This window comes from Actinoallomurus liliacearum (genome assembly GCF_039542035.1).
In the GTDB taxonomy this organism is placed as follows: Bacteria; Actinomycetota; Actinomycetes; order Streptosporangiales; family Streptosporangiaceae; genus Actinoallomurus; species Actinoallomurus liliacearum.
Map to the genome: position 1 here is coordinate 328940 of NZ_BAABHJ010000040.1, position 23829 is coordinate 352768.

Sequence of the window (23829 nt, forward strand, 5' to 3'; positions counted from 1 at the left end):
CTGGCTCCTATGTGCTCTCCGAAACAGTGCCGCTCTCGCGCGGCGTGAGGTCTTGTGGTGCTCGGCCCTTCCGCGGCGGGACGGGGTCGTATCCGCCGGCGTGGAAGGGGTGGCAGCGGGCGATTCGACGCACCGCGAGCCAGCCTCCGCGGAGGGCGCCGTGGGTGCGAAGCGCCTCTAGGGCGTAGGCGCTGCAGGTCGGCTGGTAGCGGCAGACCGGGCCGAGAAGCGGGCTGATGAACCGACGATAGAAGACGATGGGCACTATCAGGGCCCGAGCCGCGAGCGTCGGCTTGTCCGTCATGTCCGCCTCTTGACCTGTCGCCGCAGGAGCCGGTCGAGTGCCGCGTCGAGATCCGCGGCGAGTTCCTCGTGGCGTGCGGTCGCCGCCTTCGCGTTGGCCCGCACGACAAGCAGGCTACCCGGTGCGAGCCGATGCAGGTGTTCTCGCGCGATATGCCGGAGTCTGCGACGAACCTTGTTGCGGACGACCGCGACACCGACCTGGCGGCCGACGGTGAAACCGATTCGGGCGGGTTCGTCGACGTCATCCCGGAACTGCAGGTGCAGAACGAGATTAGGCCGTCCGGCACGATCGCCGCGCCGAACGGCCGAGGTGAACTCTTCTCGCCGCCGCATCCGGTGTCCGGACGGCAGCACAGCCGCCGCTGCTCAGACCGCGACTTGGGCGCGGCCCTTGCGGCGGCGCGACGACAGGATCGCGCGCCCCGCCCGGGTGCGCATGCGAAGCCGGAAGCCGTGCTTCTTGTGCCGGCGACGGTTGTTCGGCTGGTACGTACGCTTGCTCACTCGAGACTCCAGTGGGGTGCTGCGGTCAATGTGCTGATGTCGCATCGGGCGCCGTGACTCGCGGACATGCGAGGGACCGGCGACCTGCGGGCGCGCAGCACCGCCGTCGATGCGACTCGACCGTCGTACGTTACGTTCTGCGCCGCCCTCCGGTCAAACCGAACACACATATCCCCAATGACGCCGGGGCTTGTGCACAAGTTGTGGACAACCCTGTGGATGACGCGTGAGAGAGTGTTCGTCTGACGTTTCGCGGGAGGACTAACGCCCACTACCGGGGCGCCGGCCGCTTCGAGGGAGGGAACCAGGATATGGACGGGCTGGATCTTGCGCTCGTGTGGACGAGGGCCCTGGAGGCCCTGCCCGCCGATCTGCCCCCGCAGCATCGCGCCTGGCTCTCCATGACCCGGCCGCTGGCCCTGGTCGAGGATACGGCGCTGCTCGCGACGCCGAACGAGTTCGCCAAAGAGGTGCTGGAGAACCGCCTCCACCCGTTCATCACCGAGGTGCTGTCCGCCCAGCTCGGCCGGGAGATCCGGGTGGTGGTCACGGTGCAGCCGGACCCGTCGCCTTCCGCCGAGCGCCAGGTTCCCGCGGAGCCGGAGACCGATCACGAGCAGCCGTCCCACGGCTCCGGCGGCTACCGCCTCGAAGGTCCACGGTTCTCCACCGCGCCGCAGCGCGGACCGGCCGGCGACCCCGGCCCGTACGGTGATCCGGGCGCCGGTCCGTACGGCGACCCGGGCCCGGGCTCGTACGGCGACTCGAACGCCCCGGCCTCCGCCGGACCGAACATCGGCGGGTACGGCGACCCGGGCGCCGCCGGTCCGGGAGCGGGCGGATATGGCGACCCGGGCGTCCCCGGTCCGGGAGTGGGCGGATACGGGGACCGAGGGCCCGGCTCGTACGGCGGCGACCAGTACGGCGGTGATCGGTACGGCTCCGACCGGTACCGCCCGGACCAGCAGTACGGCGGCGGCGACCCGTATCGCGGCGAGACCTACCGCGACCAGTACGGCGCGCCGGGCGGTCCAGGCGGCCCGTACCCGCAGGACCAGCAGCGCCGCCCCGACCAGCAGGGCCTGCCGAACGTTCCGGGCCGGCGCGACCCCTTCGTGCCGACCCCCGGCTCGGTGCCCGGTGGCGGCTGGCAGTCCCGGCCGTCGTCGGACCCGGCCGAGAAGACGAGTGAGCCCGCGCGGCTGAACCCGAAGTACACCTTCGACACGTTCGTCATCGGCTCGTCCAACCGGTTCGCGCACGCGGCGGCCGTGGCGGTGGCAGAGGCTCCGGCCAAGGCGTACAACCCGCTGTTCATCTACGGGGACTCCGGCCTGGGCAAGACGCACATGCTGCACGCCATCGGCCACTACGCGCAGAGCCTGTTCAACGGGGCGCGGGTGCGGTACGTCAGCTCCGAGGAGTTCACCAACGACTTCATCAACGCGATCCGGGACGGCAAGGCCGACAACTTCCGCCGCCGCTACCGGGACGTCGACATCCTCCTCGTCGACGACATCCAGTTCCTGGAGAACAAGGAGCAGACGCAGGAGGAGTTCTTCCACACCTTCAACACCCTCCACAACGCGAACAAGCAGATCGTGATCTCCAGCGACCGCGCGCCCAAGCAGTTGGTGACGCTGGAGGACCGGCTCCGCAACCGCTTCGAGTGGGGGTTGATCACGGACGTGCAGCCGCCCGAGCTGGAGACCCGCATCGCGATCCTGCGCAAGAAGGCGGTGCAGGAGGGCCTGGTCGCGCCGCCGGAGGTGCTGGAGTACATCGCCTCGAAGATCTCGACGAACATCCGGGAGCTGGAGGGGGCGCTGATCCGCGTGACGGCGTTCGCCAGCCTGAACCGCCAGTCGGTGGACCTGCAGCTCGCCGAGATCGTGCTGAAGGACCTCATCCCCAACGACAGCGGCCCCGAGATCACCGCGGCGACGATCATGGCGCAGACGGCGACGTACTTCGGGATCGACATGGAGCAGCTGTGCGGGCCGTCGCGCTCGCGGGTGCTGGTGACCGCCCGGCAGATCGCGATGTACCTGTGCCGGGAGCTCACCGACCTGTCGCTGCCGAAGATCGGGCAGCAGTTCGGCGGCCGCGACCATACGACGGTCATGCACGCGGAGAAGAAGATCCGCAAGCTGATGGCGGAGAAGCGGCCGATCTACAACCAGGTCACCGAGCTGACGAACCGCATCAAGCAGCAGGCCCGCAACGGGGGGGCGTGAGTTGTCCCCAGCGGTCGTCCACCGGGCGCCTCGCTTGTCCCCAGCGGTCCACAGGCGTCCACAGGAGATGCACAGGGGTTATCCCGAGATCGTGGATTACACAGGGTGGGGAAAAACCTGTGGATGGATGACGGTGGACAACCCTGTGGAACAGGGGGGTGAATCGGTGGATGAGATGGGGACGGACGGTGGACGAGGTGGGGATGGATTCTCGTCATCCCCAGCCATCCACTGGATCCACAGGGGTGATGCACACCCGCAGTGGATACGAAAACGGGGTCTGACCTGCGGAGACTAGGCTTCTCCACAGTATCCACGGTCCCTATGACGATGACTCTCCTTGTATCTACAAAGAAAGAAAGTCAAAACGTAGAGGGGCATGCGGGCCCACCGGCCCGCCCCGTACGGTTTCTTAAGTTCCACCACACAAGGTGATCAAAACCTCAGGAGACGGTCCAAAGTGAAGTTCCGCATCGAGAGAGACGTTCTCGCCGACGCCGTTGCCTGGACCGCGCGTTCGCTGCCGGTCCGGCCGCCCGTGCCGGTCCTGGCCGGGATGCTCATCGAGGCCGGCGACCAACTGAAGCTGTCCTCGTTCGACTACGAGGTCTCGGCGCAGATGACGATGGACATCGACGCCGACGAGCCGGGCACCGCGCTGGTGTCGGGCCGGCTGCTCGCCGAGATCTGCCGCAGCCTGCCCGCCGCCCCCGTCGAGATCACCACCGACGGGGCCAAGGTCACGCTGAAGTGCGGCTCGGCGAAGTTCACACTCCTCACCATGCCTGTGGAGGACTACCCGAGCCTCCCGGCGATGCCGCCGGCCGCGGGCACCATCGGCAGCGACGCGTTCGCCGCCGCCGTCTCCCAGGTCGCGATCGCCGCGGGCCGCGACGACACCCTCCCCATGCTCACCGGTGTGCGTGTGGAGATCGAGGGCGAGACCGTGACCCTGGCCTCCACCGACCGGTACCGTCTCGCGGTCCGTACGCTCCGCTGGCAGCCGGAGCGGCCCGACATCTCCGCGGTCGCCCTCGTGCCCGCCAAGACGCTCTCGGACACCGCCAAGTCCCTCACCTCGGGCGCGGAGGTCTCGATCGCGCTGGCGGCCGGTGGCAGCGGCGAGGGCATGATCGGCTTCGAGGGCGGCGGCCGCCGTACGACGACCCGCCTGCTCGACGCGGAGTTCGTGAAGTACCAGTCGCTGTGGCCGAAGGAGACCTCGGCCGTGGCGGAGATCCAGACGGGTCCGTTCGCCGAGGCCGTGAAGCGCGTGGGCCTGGTCGCGGAGAAGAACACCCCCGTCCGCCTGTCGTTCCGGCAGGACGAGGTCGTGCTCGAGGCGGGCAGCGGCGACGATGCACAGGCTGTGGAAGTTCTGGGCGCGTCGCTGGACGGTCAGGACATCGACATCGCGTTCAACCCGAACTTCCTGCTCGACGGCCTCAGCGCGATCGGGTCGGACGTCGCCCGGCTGGCCATGACGACCTCGACGAAGCCCGCGGTCATCACCGGTAAGCCCGCCGACGACGGCGATCCGGACTACCGCTATCTGATCATGCCCATCCGGCTGTCAAGCTGAATCTCAGGGGTAACTAGGCTCAGACGGACACAGAGCGCCATCTGAGGAGATGTTCATGGAACTCGGGATGATCGGGCTCGGCCGCATGGGCGGCAATATGGCCAAGCGGATCAAGCAGGCCGGGCACACGGTCGTCGGCTATGACCGTGACCCGGCGGTCAGCGACGTCGGCTCGCTGGAGGAGCTCGTCCAGCGGCTGAGCGCCCCACGGGCGGTATGGGTCATGGTCCCCGCCGGCGGCCCGACCCGGGAGACGGTCGACCGGCTCGGCGAGCTGCTCGAGGCGGGCGACGTCGTGATCGACGGCGGGAACTCGTACTACCAGGACGACCAGAAGCACGCGGAGCTGCTGGCCGAGCGCGGCATCGGCTTCGTCGACGCCGGCGTCAGCGGCGGCGTCTGGGGCCTGCAGAACGGCTACGCGCTGATGGTCGGCGGCAGCGACGAGAACGTCAAGCAGCTCATGCCGATCTTCGAGGCGCTCAAGCCCGAGGGCGAGTACGGCTTCGTGCACGCGGGCGCCGTCGGGGCCGGGCACTTCGCCAAGATGGTCCACAACGGCATCGAGTACGGCATGATGCAGGCCTTCGCGGAGGGCTGGGAGCTGCTCGAGGCCAGCGGCGTCGTCAACAACGTCCCGGAGACCTTCCGCAGCTGGCGCGAGGGCACGGTCATCCGGTCCTGGCTGCTCGACCTGGCCGACCGCGCGCTGAAGGAGGACCCGGAGCTGGCCCACCTCAAGGGTTATGCACAGGACTCCGGCGAGGGCCGGTGGACGGTGCAGGCGGCCGTGGACCTCGCGGTGCCGCTGCCCGTCATCACCGCGTCGCTGTTCGCGCGGTTCGCCTCGCGGCAGGACGACTCGCCGGCGATGAAGATGATCGCCGCGCTGCGCAACCAGTTCGGCGGCCACGCGGTGGAGACGCTGAAGGGCGCCGACTCCCCCGGCGCGGACGTCGCCCCGCCGCAGTCCTGAGCCCCGTCGTGGTCCCACGGGTCGCCGAGGCCCTGTGGACGGGCGCGGCCCCGCGCCCCGGTGCTCCGGGGCGTGTCCGTCCCCGGTCATCCACAGGGCTGTGGAAAATTCGGCCCGTTCTGGGGACGGCGGTTCTGGAGCCCTGGTAGCGACCGGGGTCTCCCCGCGGTGCCGGGACGACCGTGTCGTCCAGGCCGCACCCGTGCCCGGCGGGGCCGGTGTGCGGCCGGGCAGCGGGGAGCGTCCACAGGGCCTACCCTCGTCTGGGTGTACGTCGCCCACCTCGCGCTGCAGGACTTCCGGTCGTACGAGTCCGCGGAGATCGCCCTCGACCCGGGGATCAGCGCCTTCCTGGGCCCGAACGGCCAGGGCAAGACGAACCTCGTCGAGGCGATCGGCTACGTCGCGCTGCACGGCAGCCATCGCGTGTCCACAGACGCACCGCTGGTCAGGCACGGCGCGCCGCGCGCGATCGTACGGGCCGGGGTCGTCCGGGACGAGCGCAAGGCGTTGATCGAGCTGGAGATCAATCCGGGCCGGGCCAACCGCGCCCGGCTGAACCGGTCGCCCGTCCAGCGCCCCCGCGAGGTGCTGGGGATGCTGCGGACCGTCCTGTTCGCGCCCGAGGACCTGGTCCTGGTCAAGGGCGATCCCGGGGAGCGCCGCCGGTTCCTCGACGAGCTGCTGACCGTGCGCGCCCCGCGGTTCGCGGCGGTGCGCTCGGACTACGACCGTGTCCTCAAGCAGCGCAACGCCCTGTTGAAATCCGCCGCCCAGCACCGCCGGGCGCCCGGTCCGGAGGTGCTGAGCACCCTCGACGTGTGGGACACCCACCTCGCGCGTACGGGCGCCGAGCTCCTCGGCGCCCGTCTCGAGCTGGTCGCGGCGCTCGGCCCGCTGGTCGCCAAGGCGTACGCCGCGCTGGCCCCCGGCGGCGCGGCCGACCTGGAGTACCGCGCGTCCGCGTCTCTACCGGAGTTGTCCACAGACCGTGCACAACTCGCCGAGGCCCTGTTGACGGGCATGGCGGAGTCGCGCAAGAACGAGCTCGAGCGGGGGGTGAGCCTGGTCGGCCCGCACCGGGACGAGCTGATGCTCAAGCTCGGCGACCTGCCGGCGCGCGGCTACGCCAGCCACGGCGAGTCCTGGTCGTTCGCGCTCGCGCTGCGCCTCGCGTCGTACGAGCTGCTGCGCGCCGACGGCGACGACCCGGTGCTGATCCTGGACGACGTCTTCGCCGAGCTCGACTCCGGGCGCCGTACCCGGCTGGCCGATCTGGTGGCCCAGGCCGAACAGGTGCTGATCACCGCGGCGGTCCCCGAAGACGTACCCGAACGGCTCAGCGGCGCGACGTACGAGGTCGCGAGTGGGGAGGTCACCCGTGTCCGATGACCAGCGAGATCCACAGCCTGTGGAAAAACCGAAGTCGGGGATCGAGCTGGCCCGGGAGGCCCTCGCGCAGGCCAAGGCCGACGCGAAGGCGCGCGGCGCCCAGCCCGGGCAGACGCGGAAGAAGCGTGCGCCGCGCGGCGGCCGGGAGGGCGGCCGGCGCGGCGGCGACCCGACGGCGTTCGGCCCGGCCATCCGGGAGCTCCTCGCAGCCCGCGGCTGGCAGGAGCGCGCCGCGGTCGGCGGCGTGTTCGGGCGCTGGCCGCAGATCGTGGGGCCGGAGCTGGCCGAGCACACCGAGCCGCAGACGTTCGAGGACGGGATCCTCGTCGTGGCGGCCGACTCGAACACCTGGGCGGCGCAGCTGCGCCTGCTGTCCGGACCGCTGGTGAAGCGGCTCAACGAGGAGCTCGGGCACGGCACCGTCCAGCGGGTGAAGGTCATCGGCCCCTCGTCGGGGCCGCGCGGGACGGGCCGGCTGCGGGTGACCGGCGGCCGCCGCCGTACCCCGTGAGGCGCCGTTGTCCACAGGCTGTGGGCGTGGGCTTGCGCGGCCGGGGGTGATTCGTTTTCGTCGTCCGTACGCCTCGTGACCCCCCGGGACCGGTAGGGGGACTTCCGGGCGACTCTGTTCGTCGCTTGTGCGGGCTGAGAACGCCCTACATGGCCCAAGAACGGGTCCGGGACGGATAGAATGGAGGCCGGATACAGGACACGATCGCCGTTGCGGGCCGCCCGTGGATCGGGCGCCCTGCTTGTGTATACGGGGAGCTGCGCGGCGCGTGTCCTCCGGCAGGAGGATCTCCACTTGGCGTACGACGCTAGCTCGATCACTGTCCTAGAAGGCCTTGAGGCGGTTCGCAAGCGCCCGGGCATGTACATCGGTTCCACCGGAGAGCGCGGTCTCCACCACCTCGTCTACGAGATCGTGGACAACTCGGTCGACGAGGCGCTGGCGGGCTACGCCGACACCATCGAGGTGACGCTGCTGCCCGACGGCGGCGTCCGGGTCCAGGACAACGGCCGCGGCATCCCCGTCGGCGAGCACCCGGTGGAGAAGCGACCGGCCATCGAGTTGGTCCTCACCACGCTGCACGCGGGCGGCAAGTTCGACAGCAAGTCGTACGCCGTCTCCGGTGGTCTGCACGGTGTGGGCTCGGCCGTGGTGAACGCCCTGTCCACCCGGCTGGACGCCGAGGTGCGCACCGACGGTCACGTGTGGCGGCAGTCCTACACCTGGCAGGGCGCCGAGGGTCCGCTGCAGAAGGGCGAGCCGACCGACGAGACCGGCACCACGATCACCTTCTGGCCGGACGGGTCGATCTTCGAGACGCTCGAGTGGAACTTCGAGACGCTCAGCCGGCGCATGCAGGAGATGGCGTTCCTCAACCGGGGCCTGTCCATCACCCTGCGCGACGAGCGGCCGGAGCACATCAACGGCGAGCCGCGCGTGGTCGCGTACCGCTACGAGGGCGGCATCGAGGACTTCGTCCGCTACATCAACGCGAAGAAGGAGACCGTCCACCAGTCGGTCATCGCGTTCAGCGAGGAGACCGACGGCATGTCGGTCGAGGTCGCGATGCAGTGGAGCGGGGCGTACTCCGAGTCCGTGCACACCTTCGCCAACACGATCAACACGGCGGAGGGCGGCACGCACGAGGAGGGCTTCCGCGCCGCGCTGACGACCGTCGTCAACAAGTACGCGCGCGAGCAGAAGCTCCTGCGCGAGGGCAAGGACGACAACCTCGCCGGTGAGGACGTCCGCGAGGGCCTCACGGCGATCATCTCGATCAAGCTGGCCGACCCGCAGTTCGAGGGCCAGACCAAGACCAAGCTCGGCAACACCGAGGCGCGGTCCTTCGTGCAGCGCGCGATGTACGAGAACTTCCGCGACTGGCTGGACCGCAACCCCGGTGAGGCCAAGGAGGTCGTCAACAAGGCCACGCAGGCGGCCCGCGCCCGGATCGCCGCCCGGCAGGCGCGCGACCTGACGCGCCGCAAGAGCCTGCTGGAGTCGACCTCGCTGCCCGGCAAGCTGTCGGACTGCCAGTCGACCGACCCGGCCAAGTGCGAGATCTACGTCGTGGAGGGCGACTCGGCGGGCGGCTCGGCCAAGGGCGGCCGCGACGCCATGCACCAGGCGATCCTCCCGATCCGCGGCAAGATCCTCAACGTGGAGAAGGCCCGCATCGACCGGGTCCTGAAGAACAACGAGGTCCAGGCGATGATCACCGCCCTGGGCACCGGCATCCACGACGAGTTCGACATCGAGAAGCTGCGGTACCACAAGATCATCCTGATGGCCGACGCCGACGTCGACGGCCAGCACATCCGCACGCTGCTGCTGACCCTGCTGTTCCGCTTCATGAAGCCGCTCGTCGAGGCCGGCCACGTCTACCTCGCCCAGCCGCCGCTCTACAAGATCAAGTGGGACGCGCGGGGCAACGACTCGGACTACGCCTACTCCGACCGTGAACGCGACGCGGTCATCGAGGCGGGCATCGCGGGCGGCAAGCGGGACCCGCGCCCGCGCGACGGCGTGCAGCGGTTCAAGGGCCTCGGCGAGATGAACGCCAACGAGCTGTGGGACACCACGATGGACCCGGCCAACCGCGTTCTGCTCCAGGTCACGCTCGACGACGCCGCCCAGGCCGACGAGCTGTTCACGGTTCTCATGGGCGAGGACGTCGAGGCGCGGCGCTCGTTCATCCAGCGCAACGCCAAGGACGTGCGCTTCCTCGACATCTGACCGGCGCTCGGGCACCGGGCCGATCCCCGGTGCCGCCCGGCCATTGACTCAACAGCGGAAGAGGTTCTCAGGTGACGGACGTTACCTTGCCGCCGGAAGGCCCGGCCGACCGGATCGAACCGGTCGACATCCAGGTCGAGATGCAGCGCAGCTATCTCGACTACGCGATGTCGGTCATCGTCTCGCGGGCGCTGCCCGAGGTGCGCGACGGCCTCAAGCCCGTGCACCGGCGCGTGCTGTACGCGATGTACGACGGCGGGTACCGGCCCGACCGCGGCTACTTCAAGTGCGCCCGCGTCGTCGGTGACGTCATGGGTAACTACCACCCCCACGGCGACGCCTCGATCTACGACACCGTCGTACGCCTCGCGCAGCCGTGGGCGATGCGGTACCCCCTGGTCGACGGCAACGGCAACTTCGGCTCGCCGGGCAACGACCCGGCCGCGGCCATGCGGTACACCGAGTGCCGGATGGCGCCGCTGGCCATGGAGATGCTGCGGGACATCGAGAAGGAGACCGTCGACTTCTCGCCGAACTACGACGGGCGCTCCCAGGAGCCCGAGGTCCTGCCCAGCCGCTTCCCGAACCTCCTCGTCAACGGCTCGGCCGGCATCGCGGTCGGTATGGCCACCAACATCCCGCCGCACAACCTGCGCGAGGTCACGGCCGGCGTCGAGTGGTACCTCGACAACTTCGAGGCCACCGACGAGGCGCTCCTCGACGCGCTGATCGAGCGGATCAAGGGCCCGGACTTCCCGACCCACGGCCTGATCGTCGGCCGCCGCGGCATCGAGGAGGCCTACCGTACGGGCCGCGGCCTCATCACGATGCGGGCGGTCGTCGAGGTCGAGGAGATCCAGGGTCGTACGTGCCTGGTCGTCACCGAGCTGCCGTATCAGGTCAACCCCGACAACCTCGCGCTGAAGATCGCCGAGCAGGTCAAGGAAGGCAAGATCAGCGGCGTCGCCGACGTACGGGACGAGACCTCCGGCCGTACCGGCCAGCGGCTCGTCATCGTGCTCAAGCGCGACGCGGTCGCCAAGGTCGTCCTCAACAACCTGTACAAGCACACCCAGCTGCAGGAGACGTTCGGCGCGAACATGCTCGCGCTGGTCGACGGCGTGCCCCGCACGCTCCGCCTCGACCAGTTCGTCCGCTACTGGGTCGACCACCAGGTCGACGTCGTCGTCCGGCGCACCCGCTTCCTGCTGCGCAAGGCCGAAGAGCGCGCCCACATCCTGCGCGGCCTCCTCAAGGCCCTCGACCGCATCGAAGAGGTCATCGCGCTGATCCGGCGCTCGCCGTCCGCGGCCGAGGCGCAGAACGGCCTGATGCAGCTCCTGGAGATCGACGAGATCCAGGCGCAGGCCATCCTCGACATGCAGCTGCGCAAGCTGGCCGCCCTCGAGCGCCAGCAGATCACCGATGAGTACGACAAGCTCATGGCGGAGATCGCGGACTACAACGACATCCTCGCCTCGCCGGAGCGGCAGCGCGGGATCGTCCGCGACGAGCTGCAGACCATCGTCGAGAAGTTCGGCGACGAGCGCCGCACCCAGATCATCCCCTTCGAGGGCGATGTGTCGATGGAAGACCTCATCGCCGAAGAGGACGTCGTCGTCACCATCACCCGCGGCGGCTACGCCAAGCGCACCAAGACCGACCTGTACCGCGCGCAGAAGCGCGGCGGCAAGGGCGTACGCGGCGCGCAGCTCAAGCAGGACGACATCGTCGACCACTTCTTCGTGACGACGACCCACCACTGGATCCTGTTCTTCACCAACAAGGGCCGCGTCTACCGCGCCAAGGCGTACGAACTGCCCGAGGCCGGCCGGGACGGCCGCGGCCAGCACGTCGCCAACCTGCTGGCGTTCCAGCCCGACGAGCGCATCGCCGAGGTCCTCGACCTGCGCGACTACGGTGTCGCCCCGTACCTCGTCCTCGCCACCAAGCAGGGCCGTGTCAAGAAGACCGACCTGTCGGCGTACGACTCGCCGCGGTCCGCCGGCCTCATCGCGATCAACCTCGAAGAGGGTGACGAGGTCATCGCCGCCCGCCTGGTCTCCCCCGAGGACGACCTGCTCATGGTGAGCAGCGGCGCGCAGGCCATCCGCTTCCCCGCCCGCGACGACGTCCTGCGCCCGATGGGCCGCGCCACCGCCGGCGTCATCGGCATGCGGTTCGACGATGGCCAGGAAGTCCTCGACATGCATGTCGTCCTCGAAGGCGAAGACGTGCTGGTCGCCACCGAGGGCGGATACGCCAAGCGCACCCCCGCCGACCAATACCCCGTTCACGGTCGTGGGGGGAAGGGTGTACTGACCGCTAAGATCGTGGAGAATCGCGGCAGGCTGGTCGGTGCCCTCATGGTCAGGCCCGAGGATGAGGTGTACGCCATGACTGCCAGCGGTGGCGTAATCCGTACACGAGCGGCCGAGATCAAGCAGTCTGGGCGCTCCACGATGGGGGTACGCCTTATGAATCTCGCTGATGGGGACAGTGTGGTCGCCATCGCGAGGAACGTGGAGTCCATCGAGGACACCGAGGCTGAGCCGGACACAGAGTCCGGGGAGGGGAGCGACGCGTGAGACGCCTCGTGGCGCGTCATGACGTGAGTCGCCTCCCCGGGGAGGTTATATGACGGCCAACGCCGGAAAGGGCGCCGACGGGGAGTCCGGGCGTACCACCGGGAAGGGCGGCAAGAGCGGCCCGGGCAAGAAGACCAGCGCCGCGAACAGGCCGCCGACCGACGAGGTGACGGTGAAGAAGACCGACGACAAGGCCAACGAGGCGGAGCCGGCCGATCGGGCGGAGGAGACCGTCATCGACCTGGCCACCAAGAAGGACGGCAGCGAGGACACCGTCCAGGACCTCCGGCTGCCGCCCAAGAAGCCGGACCCCACCGGAGACGCCGCCGGCAGCAAGGACCGGCTCGTCTCCCGGGGTTCCAAGAGCTCCCTGGATGAGGGATCGACCACGGAAACGTCGAAGACGAGCGAGCCCGGCTCCGCGTCGGGTAGGACGACGTCCATGGACATTCCCAAGACCAGTCCAGGCTTCGGCTCCACCGGCTCCGGCCCGTCGTCGTACGGACCCGGCTCCTCCACCGCCCTGGAGCCCGCTCGGCGCCCCGCGGACGCGACGCCGCCCGCCGGCGGCAAGCCCGCCGGGCGCAAGGCGCCGCGCAAGGCCCACCTTCAGGTCGCCCGGTTCGAGCCGTGGTCGGTGATGAAGTTCAGCTTCATCATGTCGCTAGTGTGCTTCCTGGTGCTGTTCGTCGCGGTCACCGTGCTCTACCTCATCCTGTCGGCGCTGGGCGTCTTCGACGCCCTCACCAACACGATCAAGGACCTGCAGGGCAAGACCAACGGCGGCCTAAACCCCGCGAGCTGGTTCTCCGCAGCCCGGATCCTCGGCTACACCGCGCTGATCGGCACCCTCAACGTCCTCCTCATCACCGCTCTGGCGACCGTTTGGTCGGTCATCTACAACATGGCCGCCGACCTCGTCGGAGGCGTCGAGGTCACCCTCAAGGAGGCCGACCAGTAATCTGCGGTCCGCCGCCCCGGAGAACGGGATTCGATTTCCTGTTGGGGCCGACGATCGGGTATGTTTCTCGACGTCGCCCCGGTTGGTTCGACGCGGGGGCGGCTGCATGGGCCTATAGCTCAGTCGGTTAGAGCGCATCCCTGATAAGGATGAGGCCGGTGGTTCAAGTCCACCTAGGCCCACGCGAGGCGGGTCACCATGGTCGGCGCTGAGGCGCCCTCCCGGTGGCCCGCGCTTTGTTTTCCGGGGGGTCGACCCCCCGGAGCCCCCCGATGTGGGGGCTCCGCCCCCACGCCCCCTCTCGGGCTGGGGTTTGCGAAGGCCAACAGGTCGCCGTAGGGCTGAGCCGCCTGCCGTGCCGCGCCTTTGCGCCACCGGTAAGTGCGATCGCAGACTCGCCGACCTCGCGCGACCGATGAAGATCTTGGTCTTCTGGAGACACAGCGAGCCGACCACCTTCCCATTCTGACGCGGCGTGAGCCCCGTGCTTTGCCGAATTCCGCTGTATCGGATCAAGGCGGCGGCGCAAGCGCCGCCGCAGGCCGCCCGCTCCGGCACGCCCTACGGGCGTGCGGCGTGGGCGCCGGTCCCTCCGGCCGCGCCGATCGGGCGGTCCCGGCGAACGAAGACCCCACCGCGGATTCCCTCCAGCGCCATCAGTTCCGAATCGTTCTCGCGGGACGGGCGCAGGGCCGCCGGCCAACTTCACTTCGTTCGCCCTTCGGGTCGCCTTCGGCGATTGGCAGGCCGCCCAGCTCACCAGCCACGGAGGGCTCTTACAACATGCCTCCGGCGGGGGCGCTCAGACTCGGGGATAGTCCCAGACCGCACGCGGCGCACGGTAGTTAGTGGTTGAGGCGGAAGCCGGGTCATCCCCTCTGCCGACGTCCCAGGCCTAGCCAAGCAGACCAGGCCCTACGGGTCGAGGTCGTTCGTCCAGTGGGGCGCTCCACCTCGACCCGTAGGGCCTGGCCCGCTTCCCGATGGGTGGGACGACGACAGACGGGATGACCCGGCAGGGAGGACTGTGCGGACGCCCAACAAGACGAACACGACACTGCCCGCTGTGCGATCTTTGTGGTCCACTACCAGCATGAGTGGCGCGCTCACGAGCCTGATCGCGGTGACCGGAACCTTGCTCGGCTCAGTGGTGACCTACGTCTTTCAGCGAAGAACCGCCGGACGTGCTGAGCGATTTACGCGAGACGAGCGGCTACGACAAGAACGCTTGTCCGCGTACAGCGCTTTCGCCGAGGCGGTGATGGAGTATCGGCACGAGCAGCTCATGCAGTGGCTCCGTCGTCACGGAGAACTGATCGACCCCTCATCGAGGGCGGATCATGGCGAACAAGGACGTTCGCGCGCGGCGGCGTGGCAGGCGAGATATCGGGTCCAGCTTCTGGCCGACGAGCCGAAGCTGATCGAACTCGCCGATGAGGCCATTGACGCGGTGGCTGATATACACCGATCCAAGGACTCCGCTGAGCTAGAGCAGCACGGCAAACGTACGCGGCAACGGGTCGAGAGTTTCATCCGCGCAGCCTCCGCCGACATCCGCTGACACCATGCCCCCGCCGGAGGCGGGAGCGCTGACGGCAGTGACGGCAACGATGACGGCAACACACGCAGACGAAGCCGGACGATCACGATCGTTGGAAGACGGGGCGATCATAGGCAAGGCTTGATCACCTTGAGCAAGATCGAACTGATAAGGATGAGGCTGGTGGTTCAAGTCCACCTAGGCCCACCCGAGGCGGGTGCACCAGGCAGCTACCGTCCCGGCGTGTTCTTCGACGAGCGAGACCGCGTTCTCATGGTCGTGCCCTCTGACACGGACTACCGGGACATTCCGGCGGCAATCTCGAACACGAATTGAGCCGACCTCCCGGCAACGCCGCAGGCCGCCCGCGAGCTTGGGTGAGTCGGTGCTGGTCGCGAGTCAGGGCTGCACACTCACCATCCAGACGTGACCGTCAGGATCGGCGAATACACCGGCGTAACCCCAAGGCTGCTGCCCGGGGGGAGTGATGACCGTTGCCCCGGCCTTGCGGGCCTGCGTGATCATCCGGTCAACGTCGGCAGGTGTGACAACGGGGAGCGTCAGTACACACTCGCTGGTCCCGGGTTCAGCGACCGCGCGATCACCGATGACCCAGCCGAAGCCGCCGGTCGGGATGAACATGACCCGAACGCCGTCGTTGATCACGAACTGCAGTGGTTCCGGAACCCCGTCATCCGCCGGTTCGCCGACCGGCTCGAGGCCGAGTTCCTCGCGATAGAACGCATACGACCGCCGGCGGTCAGCAATCGGCAGACAAACGACGAGGGGCGACGCGGACATCCCGGACACTCCGTACCTCCTGATGATCGGTAGGCGGTTTGACGGTACTGACCCGAGCGGACAGGAAGACTCATCGCTCGGCTTAAAGGACAGGCACGACGTTCGCCGTTGCTGCAACTCAAGTCCACCTAGGCACACGTGCGGGGCAACGATCGTCCGGTGCGGCGATTCCCCGCCGTTATGAAGCGCGCGTCCGTTGGTCCTTCTGGCGCCGGTGGCCACCCGGCGAGCAGGCGTTCGGCTTTCGGCCGCCGCCTCCTCGGGGCCTCGGTCATGAGGACCCGCTTCCGCTTGCGGTACGGGCCCGCGTCCCAAACGGCCGGCGGCCTCAGACTCGGGAATGAGCCAGCCCGGCGCCGTACGGTCTCGGGTTCTCGTCGAAGGCACGAAGTACGCGCGTGCTGGGGTCCGGCGCTTTCCCGTCCCGAAGGCGGTCGGTGAGTAGGAGGTCGGCCAGTTCGAACGCCGAGGCGTGCTCACTCTCGCTGAGAAAAGAGGTCCCGCGGAGTAGGTCGGGATCCCAGCCGTGTGCCAGGGCATAGTCGATGACCGTCCGCACATCCTTCGGGGTCGGATGGCTGTCGTCGGCGGCGCATCCCCACGGCAGGACCGTCTTTGACAACAGGTCCGCCTGGAGCGCATGACGGTCGCGCTCACCGGCCTGGTGACAGATCTGGCCCGTCCATGCGAACTCTCGGCCGTCTGCGTACAGCCTTCGCAACCGCCTTTTCACGCCCGCTCCCCTCGCCGCATCTGGAGGGACGCGCCTACGGTCGCTCGTCCGTGCGACGCGAACGGATTCGAGGCATGCTTGTGCGTGCGCAGCGGCGATGACGAGCAGTTCACGAGCCCGGAGCACGGCGTGGTACAAAGCGCAGGTGACTGACATACCGGGCGCTCGCGTTAAGCCGCGACCCGACTTGGTGGATCGTTCGGCGCCCTTCCTGCCTGTGGGCAGCGATATACGCCAGGTGTTCATCGCCCAAGCCGCACCGAACTTCGGATTTTTCCTTATCACGTACCTCACCGGCCTGACGATGTCCTGGATCAAGTACCGCTGTGTGGCGGTCACCAAGGACGCCATCTATGTGTTGGAGAGCAGCAAACTCTCGGGTGGTGCCAAGCCGCAGTCACTGGTGGCCACCTTGCCGCGCCACACCCGACTCGGCCCGGTTTCTGGTCGATGGGGCCGGATGAACCTCATCGGCGAACGCCACTGGGTTCACAAACGCTTCCATGACCAGGTCGCTGCCGCAGATCGCGATGCCGGTTTCGCGCGATGACACGGCCGACACACCCCAGACTCCGGCCGAGAGACCGTCGCCTGAAATAGAAGCTGGCTCCCATACCACGGATGGTAGAGAGCCAGCAGTTCTAAAAGCGACATGCCCCTTGTGGCGTAGTCGCAGTATGGGTGGTGCGGCTTTGTAACATCCTCAGATGTCCGCTGCCCTAGGCAGCGACATACTTGCGCGCCCGGGGTCACCTCGCGCTCTCACTGGCGTCTACCCAGGCGACGCGTCGTCTCGCCTCAGCGGGCAGCACCGGAAGCCACGCCTCGCCCGGCGGGCGAACCATCACCTGCGCGGACCGTCCCGCCCGGCCGGCGCTGACCGTACCGCTCGCCGCGCCGCACGGCCACAGGTCGACCAGCAAGTGATTCACTGCGGACTGGTCGGTGCTGAGGTCCCTTCCCTGGTGGCCCGGCGGCACCCGGAAGGGGAAATGCGGGGTTCTGGCCGCGACGGACCGCGAATCGACCCCCCGGAAAAGCAGAACCGCCGAGACTTTCGTCTCGGCGGCTGGAAGGCCCGCAGGGTGGACTCCCTGTTTGTCGTCAAGCTTCAGAGAGAGCCGTGCGGCCACGGGCGCGTCGCGCAACCACGGATCGCCCGACGATCGCGCCGAAGTCGCCCTGATATGATCTTGGTGAACGTTCAGCCTTCCTGGCTCGGGACTCGTCCGGCAGGAAGGCTTTTTTCATGCCTGAGGGCGCTTCGCCCAGTGCCGGTGGATCCCTCGGTCACGGCCGGCCGGGACCTGATCAGTGACTTCGGCCTGGAGCCTCGTCATTTCACCTCTTCCGCCAAGGAGACTCAGATGCGTTTCGTTGCCGTCCCGGTAAGGGGGCGTCGCTCAGCATGACCGCACACGTCGGTGACGCGGCGGCCGCAGGGACCTGGAGGCTCGGTGACCTGACGGTCAATCGCATCGGCCTCGGCGCGATGCGCCTCACGGGTGATGCCGCCTTCGATCTCGGTGCGCCGCGTGACCGCGCGCGTTCGATCAGCGTGCTCCGGCGCGCGGTCGAACTGGGCGTGAATCACATCGACACGGCCGCGTTCTACTTCTCGTCGCTCCGGTCGGCCAACGAACTGATCAACACGGCGCTGCGCCCGTACCCGGATGAGCTGGTCATCGCCACCAAGGTCTGGCCGGGCCGGGATTCCTCCGGTGAGTGGTGGTGGGCCACACCGGCGCAGTTGCGCGGTCAGGTCGAGGAGAACCTGCGGCAGCTCGGTCGCGACCATCTCGACCTGGTCAACCTGCGCATCCCCCGGCGGCCGGTCGACTCGATCGCCGAGCACTTCGCGGCGCTGGCCGCTCTCCGTGACGCCGGCCTGATCCGGCACCTGGGCGTCTCGAACGCCACCGCCGGGCACCTCGCCGAGGCCCGGTCCATCGCGCCCGTGGTCTGTGTCCAGAACGCCTACGGGGTCGGCGCGCCGCCCGAGGCCCAGGCACTCCTGCGCACCTGCGGAGAGCAGAGCGTGGCGTTCGTACCGTTCTTCACCATCGCCGGTGAGGGGCGCGAGGCCGGTGCCGGCGGTGCCGAGAGCGCGGAGGTTCTCGCCGTCGCGCGCGCCCACGGTGCGACGCCCGCGCAGGTGCGGCTGGCCTGGGCGCTGCATCAGGGGCCGCACGTACTGGTCATTCCGGGTACCGGCGACCCGGACCATCTCGCCGAGAACGTGGCCGCGGGGTCCCTGCGGCTGTCCGACGAGGAGGTGGCGCGCCTGTCGGGTCAGCCCAGGTAGTACCGGGCATACCAGCGAGCCTGTGAGGCAACGGAGAAGCCCACGAAGTCACCGGCCGCCTCGCAGCTGAGCAGGTAGGCGAGCGCCGCCGAGGCGTCCTCGGAGGAGGCGGCCGCCAGGTGCTCCTTCGTCTCCGCCAGGCCGGCGCCGCAGAGCAGTTGCACATCGATGGAGCCGTGGGCGTCCCAGCTCGACTCCTCGGCCCGCCAGATGGGCAGTACGTCGCCCAGGGCGCCCGCGTTGAAGAGCTGTACACAGCTCAGCTTCAGCAACTCGGTGTCACCATCGCCCTGGCGCCGGCGTTCCATCTCCGTGCGAGTCTCCAGCAGCTCACGGATTCGTTCAAGATCTCCTGCGGATGGACGCAGGCCGTACCGCCGCAGGCTCTCATCCTCGTCCACAGCGGCATTCTCACATGGGCGGCGAGGCGGCCCGTCCGCGGCGGATGGTCACGCGGTTCACTGGAATTGGCCGACTGTTTTCATTTCCTTCACACCGCTCACCGTAGCCATGGCGATCCGGTAAAGCGACACGTGTCGAGTCGCACGATAAACCCTTGGGCCGAACCGTGTTCTGGCGGCCGCCCTCCCGTACGGGGAGGCGGCCGCCAGAGATCACGAGAGCGACGGCACGTTCACCATCGGTACCAGCGACGACGCGGGCCGCCGGAGGTCGCCGAGCCGCGGAAGACGAAGCCCAGCAGCCACAGCACCAGCACGACGAGCGCGATCCACCACAGAACGTGGACGGCGAATCCGGCGCCGCCGAGGATAAGAGCAAGGATGAGAACCGCGATCAAGAGGGGCACTTTTTTCTCCTTTCAGGCCTGGCGTCCTCTTCATGACCGACAGGAAAGCGGTTAAACATCCGCCGTGACGGCTCGCACGGCAAGCACCGGGAAATAACGAATTGTAGATACGTGAACTCGCGCCGTGAACAGATGCCGGTGAGCCGTCGCGGGCCGACCCGCACCGGCGGACGCGCCGCGGCACGCCGGTGCGGAGAGCGTCAGAAGGAGAAGCCGCCCGGCCGCCCGTTGCGGTCGGCGATGAGCCCGGCCAGCGTCGCGACGGCGATCTCCGCGGGCGTACGGGAGCCGATGTTCAGGCCGACCGGCCGATGCACCCGGGCGATCTCCTCGGCCGGTACGCCCAGCTCCGTCAGGAGCCGTACGTGTGGGCCGGGGTGGCGTGGATTGCCGAGCACGCCGATCCACCGGACGTCACGGGTCAGCAGGTCGCGCAGGACGACGCCGAGGTCGGAGCGGTGGTGGTCGGTGACGACGACGTCCGCCGTACCGTCCAGGTCGGCGGGCGGGGCGGTCACCACGGCGGCGGAGTCGTGCGCCGCGGTGGCCGCGCGCTCGGCGTCCGGCTCGAGCAGGAGACATCGGTAACCGAGCTCGCCGCCGAATCGCAGCAGGTGGTCGGCCACCGGCGAGGCGAACACCGCGACGAGCGTACGGTCGCCCACGTCGCCGGGGGTCTCGCCGTGCGCGACGGCGCATGCCGGGTCGTGCTCGTGTCCCTCGGCCATGCCGCCAGTCTCGCACGGGATTCGGCGAGATTGACCTGAAGCATGGTTGAGGTTGCAGGGTGGAGCACCAGACGTGATCGAGCGAGGGAGAGTCCGTGCACGCCATCCGACAGCATGAGTTCGGCCCGCCGGAGAACCTGCGATACGAGGAGGTCCCGGACCCGCGACCCGGTGCGGGACAGGTGGGCATCGCCGTACGGGCGTGCGGGGTGCACCTGGTCGACACGATGCTGCGCAGGGGGACGTACGAGGGGCCGTTCGCGCTGCCGGACCTGCCGATGACCCCCGGTCGTGAGGTGGCCGGGGTGGTCAACGAACTCGGCGACGGCGTCGACGAGAGCCGGCTCGGCCGGCGCGTGGTGGTCCATCTCGGCATGGCGAGCGGCGGCTACGCGGAACGCGCCGTCGCCAACGTGACGGACCTGCACCCGCTCCCCGACGACCTGGACTACGCCGCCGCCGTGGCGATGGTCGGGACCGGCCGCATGACCATCGGCATCCTCGACGTCGCGCAGCCGACGGCGGAGGACGTGGTGCTCGTGACGGCGGCCGCGGGCGGGATCGGCACGATGCTCGTGCAGGCGACGCGGAACCTCGGCGCCACGGTCGTCGGTCTGGCCGGCGGTGCCGCGAAGGCCGCCCGCGTACGTGAGTCCGGGGCCACGGTCGCGGTCGACTACACGGCGCCGGACTGGACGGACCGGGTACGGGACGCGCTGGAGGGCCGTGGGATCACCCTGGTGCTGGACGGCGTCGGCGGACCGGACGGACAGGCCGCCTTCGACCTGCTCGCCCCCGGGGGCCGGCTGGTCGTCTTCGGCTGGTCCGGCGGTGAACCGATCCGGTTCGACTCCGCGGATCTGTTCAAGCGCAGCCTGTCGGCGTCCGTCGCCCTCGGCCCCGGGATCCTCCGTCGGCCGGGCGGTCTGCGCGGTCTCCAGGAGAGGGCGCTCGCCGAGGCGGCGGCGGGCCGCCTCGTCCCGGCCGTGCAGACGTTCGCGTTGAAGGACGCCGCGGCGGCGCATGCCGCGTTGGAGACACGCGCCACCGTCGGCAAGGTGGTCCTGGTGCCGTGACGGCCCGGAGGTCAGGCGGGGGCCGCGGTGTTCAGCACTTCTTGAGCACCGCGCTGATGGCCTTCTTCTCGGCGGAGTCGACGGACAGGCCCCAGACGTACTTCACGCTGACGTAGGCGCGGATGTAGGTGCAGCGGAAGGCGCGGCGCGGCGGCAGCCAACGCGCGGGGTCCTTGCCGCCCTTCTGCTGGTTGACGGGGTCGTCGGCGGTCCACAGCTCGGGGTGCTTCAGGTCGTTGGCGAAGGCGCGGCGCTTGGCGGTGCTCCAGGACCTCGCGCCGGAACGCCAGGCCTCCGCCAGTGCCACGAGGTGCTCGATGTCGACCTTGTGGGGGTTGGTGAGGTACTTCCCGTCGTACGGGCTGTACCAGCGGCCCTTCACCGGGTAGCAGTCGGACCCGACGCGGACATGCGCGCCGTCGCGCTTCAGGACGACCTCGCGGGTGTTGCAGCCGTGGCCCTGGTCGCTCCACTGGGGGAACTTCGCGCGGCTGTACCTGGAGAGCGTGCCCTCGCGGCGTACTTTCAGCCTGGCCAGTTCCTTCTTCGCCGTCGCCGTGGTGGGCGGCGATGGCGGTGCGGCGGAGGCGGGGGTCGCGAGGGCGACGGACAGAAGGGGGAGGGCGGGCAGGAGGGCGGTGACGGCGATCGCGCGTCTCACGGGCAATCTCCTCTCGGGGGGCTTCCCACGCGCGAGAGTCGCTCCCCCGAGCCACGCCGGAGCGATCACAGAGTGAACCGAATATGGCGTTATGTGAGTCAAGTGGTAACTAGCGCCATTTACTGTGCTTTGCGGGTGCTGTCACCCATCAGTGAGGGTCCGGAGGGGCGATGATCCACTCGCCGAGCCAGCGGCGGCGGGCCGGGGCTGGAGTGCTCGATCGCGCGGATCGGTGAAGGGGCGACCGCTCCGGCGCACCGCTGCGGCCTGGCCATCCCCGAGTTGTCCACAGGGTGTGTGGATAAGTGGGCGCGTCCGTGGCGACGAAGTCGGGCTGCGGACCGCCGAAACGGTCGGTTATCCACAGGCGGTGGAGAACATCCTCAGGTCGACAGGGTGATCCGGGCCGTCGGCGATCCGGACACCGTACGCGGGACCGGTCCGAGGCCGTACGCCGGAGTCGAAAGCACAGGTCAGCGCGGATCTCTGTCTGATCGGAACGGGAGACCGTGAGGGGCCCCGCGGATCCGCGCCGTACGTCCCGCGCCGGGCGCCGTCCTTCACTGCCGTGCCGTCCCGGCGCGGCCGTGTCCACATGATGTCCACCGGGTGGTCCGGCTGCGGCTCACTCTCTGATCATCGAGCGAACGAGACGTCGATGCCTTCGCAGCAGGTGCGCCTCAACCGGGTATACGGGGATTGTGAGGCAATTGACCGCCTCGACGCTGAAGAACCATGGAATCCAGATGTTCCGCGACCCACAGGGGGAAGGCGCACGGGCGTGCCGGGGTGGTTGCTAGGCTGCGGTAACGCAGTGCTAGTCGAGGTTTGAAGGGGTTCCCATCGTGAAGAAGCTCATCGTTCTCGCGCTGGTCGCCCTCGGTGGTTTCGCGGTTTGGCGCCGGCTTCAGCAGGACCGGGCCGAGCTGGACCTGTGGACCGAGGCGACGTCGTCCGACAGCTGAGAGATGTCTTGACCGTGCCGGCGAGGGCATACGGGGGGTGGGCGTGGACGACGATTCGCGGATCACGCTCGCCTGTCTTGACCTCGCCGGTACGACCGTCGCCGACGACGGAATGGCCGAGCGCGCCTTCACCGATGCCCTGGTAACCCAGGGCATCGTCGCCGGCACCGACTCCTACCGCCGTGCCATGGCCCGGGTGCACGCCGCCCGCGGCAGGTCCAAAATCGACATCCTCCGCGACGTCTTCGCGGACGAGGACCGTGCCCAGGCCGCCAACCACGCGTTCGAGCAGGCGTACGACTCCATCATCGACCGGGTCGGCCTCTCCCCGATCCCCGGCGCGGAGGCGGCGATCGACGCACTCGCCGCGTCCGGAGTCCGCATCTGCCTGATGACCGGCTTCGGCAGCCGGACACTGGGCCACATCATCGACACCCTCGGCTGGTGGAAACGCGCCGACCTACTCCTGTGCCCCGCCGACGCGGGCGGCCGCGGCCGCCCGTACCCCGACATGATCCTCAAGGCGGCGCTCCACGTGCAGGTCGACGACGTCCGCCACATCGCCGTGTGCGGTGACACCGAGAGCGACATGCGCAGCGGCCGGCGTTCGGGCGCCTCCATCGTCGCGGGCACCCTCACCGGCGCCCACGACCGCGCCCGCCTGGACGCCGCCGGCGCGACCCACATCCTCAGCAGCATCACCGAACTTCCCGAGGTTGTCGAAGCCGTAGGACGCCCCGTCACCACGCCGTACGGCGATCAGGTGGCACCATGACGAGCGGGCAGTCCCCATCCCCCGGTAGGCTGTAGGGCGATCTCCAGGGGCCATAGCTCAGTTGGCAGAGCGCCTGCTTTGCAAGCAGGAAGTCCGGGGTTCGAATCCCCGTGGCTCCACCAGCCAAAACGCCCCCGCCCTGATC

General features: G+C 68.9%; 23 protein-coding genes and 2 tRNA genes. 17 read left to right on the forward strand and 8 right to left on the reverse strand.

All coding sequences use genetic code 11. The features are described from left to right. Nucleotides 1-7 precede the first annotated feature (7 nt). The 3 genes from yidD to rpmH are packed head-to-tail and all read right to left on the reverse strand — an operon-like array spanning nt 8 to nt 810. Nucleotides 8-304 (reverse strand): membrane protein insertion efficiency factor YidD, encoded by a 297-nt coding sequence (gene yidD / locus ABD978_RS40095; protein ID WP_345366299.1) that lies wholly within the window; start codon nt 302-304, stop codon nt 8-10. Next, on the reverse strand, nt 301-639 hold the full coding sequence (gene rnpA / locus ABD978_RS40100) for a ribonuclease P protein component (RefSeq protein ID WP_345367418.1): 339 nt from the start codon (nt 637-639) through the stop codon (nt 301-303). The genes yidD and rnpA overlap by 4 nt, the downstream gene beginning before the upstream one ends. Before the next feature lie 33 nt (nt 640-672). Continuing rightward, nucleotides 673-810 carry a 50S ribosomal protein L34 gene (rpmH, locus tag ABD978_RS40105; RefSeq protein WP_252781307.1) on the reverse strand — a complete coding sequence of 46 codons (138 nt, stop codon included), beginning with the start codon at nt 808-810 and terminating at the stop codon, nt 673-675. A 311-nt stretch (nt 811-1121) separates the two neighbouring features. Between rpmH and dnaA the strand changes: the two genes are divergently transcribed. From dnaA to ABD978_RS40160, 11 genes are all read left to right on the forward strand, one after another. After that, nucleotides 1122-3047: a chromosomal replication initiator protein DnaA gene (gene dnaA / locus ABD978_RS40110; RefSeq protein WP_345366303.1), complete on the forward strand. Its 1926-nt coding sequence runs from the start codon at nt 1122-1124 to the stop codon at nt 3045-3047. Between the two features lie 460 nt (nt 3048-3507). Beyond that, nucleotides 3508-4629, forward strand: a complete 1122-nt coding sequence (dnaN, locus tag ABD978_RS40115; protein WP_345366305.1) for a DNA polymerase III subunit beta — start codon at nt 3508-3510, stop codon at nt 4627-4629. Nucleotides 4630-4684: 55 nt separating this feature from the next. Beyond that, the gene (gene gnd, locus ABD978_RS40120) at nt 4685-5605 is read left to right on the forward strand and encodes a phosphogluconate dehydrogenase (NAD(+)-dependent, decarboxylating) (protein ID WP_345366307.1); all 921 of its coding nucleotides are present in this window, start codon (nt 4685-4687) and stop codon (nt 5603-5605) included. 267 nt (nt 5606-5872) lie between these two features. Next, entirely contained in the window at nt 5873-6997 is a 1125-nt protein-coding gene (gene recF / locus ABD978_RS40125; protein WP_345366309.1) for a DNA replication/repair protein RecF, read from the forward strand. Nucleotides 6998-7016: 19 nt separating this feature from the next. Then, on the forward strand, nt 7017-7508 hold the full coding sequence (locus tag ABD978_RS40130; protein WP_345366311.1) for a DciA family protein: 492 nt from the start codon (nt 7017-7019) through the stop codon (nt 7506-7508). A 294-nt stretch (nt 7509-7802) separates the two neighbouring features. Continuing rightward, entirely contained in the window at nt 7803-9743 is a 1941-nt protein-coding gene (gene gyrB / locus ABD978_RS40135) for a DNA topoisomerase (ATP-hydrolyzing) subunit B (RefSeq protein WP_345366313.1), read from the forward strand. Nucleotides 9744-9814: 71 nt separating this feature from the next. Continuing rightward, nucleotides 9815-12331 carry a DNA gyrase subunit A gene (gene gyrA, locus ABD978_RS40140; protein ID WP_345366315.1) on the forward strand — a complete coding sequence of 839 codons (2517 nt, stop codon included), beginning with the start codon at nt 9815-9817 and terminating at the stop codon, nt 12329-12331. Between the two features lie 49 nt (nt 12332-12380). Then, nucleotides 12381-13292: a DUF3566 domain-containing protein gene (locus tag ABD978_RS40145; RefSeq protein WP_345366317.1), complete on the forward strand. Its 912-nt coding sequence runs from the start codon at nt 12381-12383 to the stop codon at nt 13290-13292. Nucleotides 13293-13400: 108 nt separating this feature from the next. Then, nucleotides 13401-13474 (forward strand) — tRNA-Ile (locus ABD978_RS40150). A gap of 911 nt (nt 13475-14385) precedes the next feature. Beyond that, nucleotides 14386-14853, forward strand: a complete 468-nt coding sequence (locus ABD978_RS40155) for a hypothetical protein (protein WP_345366319.1) — start codon at nt 14386-14388, stop codon at nt 14851-14853. A gap of 129 nt (nt 14854-14982) precedes the next feature. Next, complete coding sequence (locus ABD978_RS40160) at nt 14983-15168, forward strand: hypothetical protein (RefSeq protein ID WP_345366321.1); 186 nt, start codon at nt 14983-14985, stop codon at nt 15166-15168. 63 nt (nt 15169-15231) lie between these two features. On the opposite strand, the gene ABD978_RS40165 is transcribed toward ABD978_RS40160, so the two are convergent. Beyond that, nucleotides 15232-15633, reverse strand: a complete 402-nt coding sequence (locus tag ABD978_RS40165; protein ID WP_345366323.1) for a VOC family protein — start codon at nt 15631-15633, stop codon at nt 15232-15234. A gap of 878 nt (nt 15634-16511) precedes the next feature. On the opposite strand from ABD978_RS40165, the gene ABD978_RS40170 reads away from it, so the two are divergent. Further along, on the forward strand, nt 16512-16916 hold the full coding sequence (locus ABD978_RS40170) for a hypothetical protein (protein WP_345366325.1): 405 nt from the start codon (nt 16512-16514) through the stop codon (nt 16914-16916). Between the two features lie 858 nt (nt 16917-17774). After that, nucleotides 17775-18671 (forward strand): aldo/keto reductase, encoded by an 897-nt coding sequence (locus ABD978_RS40175; protein ID WP_345366327.1) that lies wholly within the window; start codon nt 17775-17777, stop codon nt 18669-18671. Here ABD978_RS40175 and ABD978_RS40180 read toward each other — a convergent pair. The 3 genes from ABD978_RS40180 to ABD978_RS40190 form a co-directional block, all read right to left on the reverse strand. Next, nucleotides 18659-19072, reverse strand: coding sequence for a hypothetical protein (locus ABD978_RS40180; RefSeq protein ID WP_345366329.1), 414 nt, complete (start codon nt 19070-19072; stop codon nt 18659-18661). The genes ABD978_RS40175 and ABD978_RS40180 overlap by 13 nt on opposite strands. A 233-nt stretch (nt 19073-19305) precedes the next feature. Then, the gene (locus ABD978_RS40185; RefSeq protein ID WP_345366331.1) at nt 19306-19479 is read right to left on the reverse strand and encodes a hydrophobic protein; all 174 of its coding nucleotides are present in this window, start codon (nt 19477-19479) and stop codon (nt 19306-19308) included. Between the two features lie 200 nt (nt 19480-19679). Continuing rightward, a complete protein-coding gene (locus ABD978_RS40190) occupies nt 19680-20207 on the reverse strand; it encodes an XdhC family protein (RefSeq protein WP_345366333.1) in 528 nt (175 codons plus the stop codon). Between the two features lie 95 nt (nt 20208-20302). On the opposite strand from ABD978_RS40190, the gene ABD978_RS40195 reads away from it, so the two are divergent. Beyond that, a complete protein-coding gene (locus tag ABD978_RS40195) occupies nt 20303-21283 on the forward strand; it encodes a zinc-binding dehydrogenase (RefSeq protein ID WP_345366335.1) in 981 nt (326 codons plus the stop codon). Nucleotides 21284-21314: 31 nt separating this feature from the next. Here the strand turns inward: ABD978_RS40195 and ABD978_RS40200 are convergent, their stop codons facing one another. Beyond that, nucleotides 21315-21944 (reverse strand): HNH endonuclease family protein, encoded by a 630-nt coding sequence (locus ABD978_RS40200; protein ID WP_345366337.1) that lies wholly within the window; start codon nt 21942-21944, stop codon nt 21315-21317. Between the two features lie 845 nt (nt 21945-22789). On the opposite strand from ABD978_RS40200, the gene ABD978_RS40205 reads away from it, so the two are divergent. The 3 genes from ABD978_RS40205 to ABD978_RS40215 all read left to right on the forward strand — a co-directional run bounded on the left by ABD978_RS40205 (nt 22790) and on the right by ABD978_RS40215 (nt 23806). After that, entirely contained in the window at nt 22790-22909 is a 120-nt protein-coding gene (locus ABD978_RS40205; RefSeq protein ID WP_252785262.1) for a DLW-39 family protein, read from the forward strand. Between the two features lie 43 nt (nt 22910-22952). Further along, on the forward strand, nt 22953-23684 hold the full coding sequence (locus tag ABD978_RS40210; RefSeq protein ID WP_345366340.1) for an HAD family hydrolase: 732 nt from the start codon (nt 22953-22955) through the stop codon (nt 23682-23684). A gap of 46 nt (nt 23685-23730) precedes the next feature. Further along, nucleotides 23731-23806: transfer RNA gene (locus ABD978_RS40215), tRNA-Ala, on the forward strand. Nucleotides 23807-23829 lie beyond the last annotated feature (23 nt).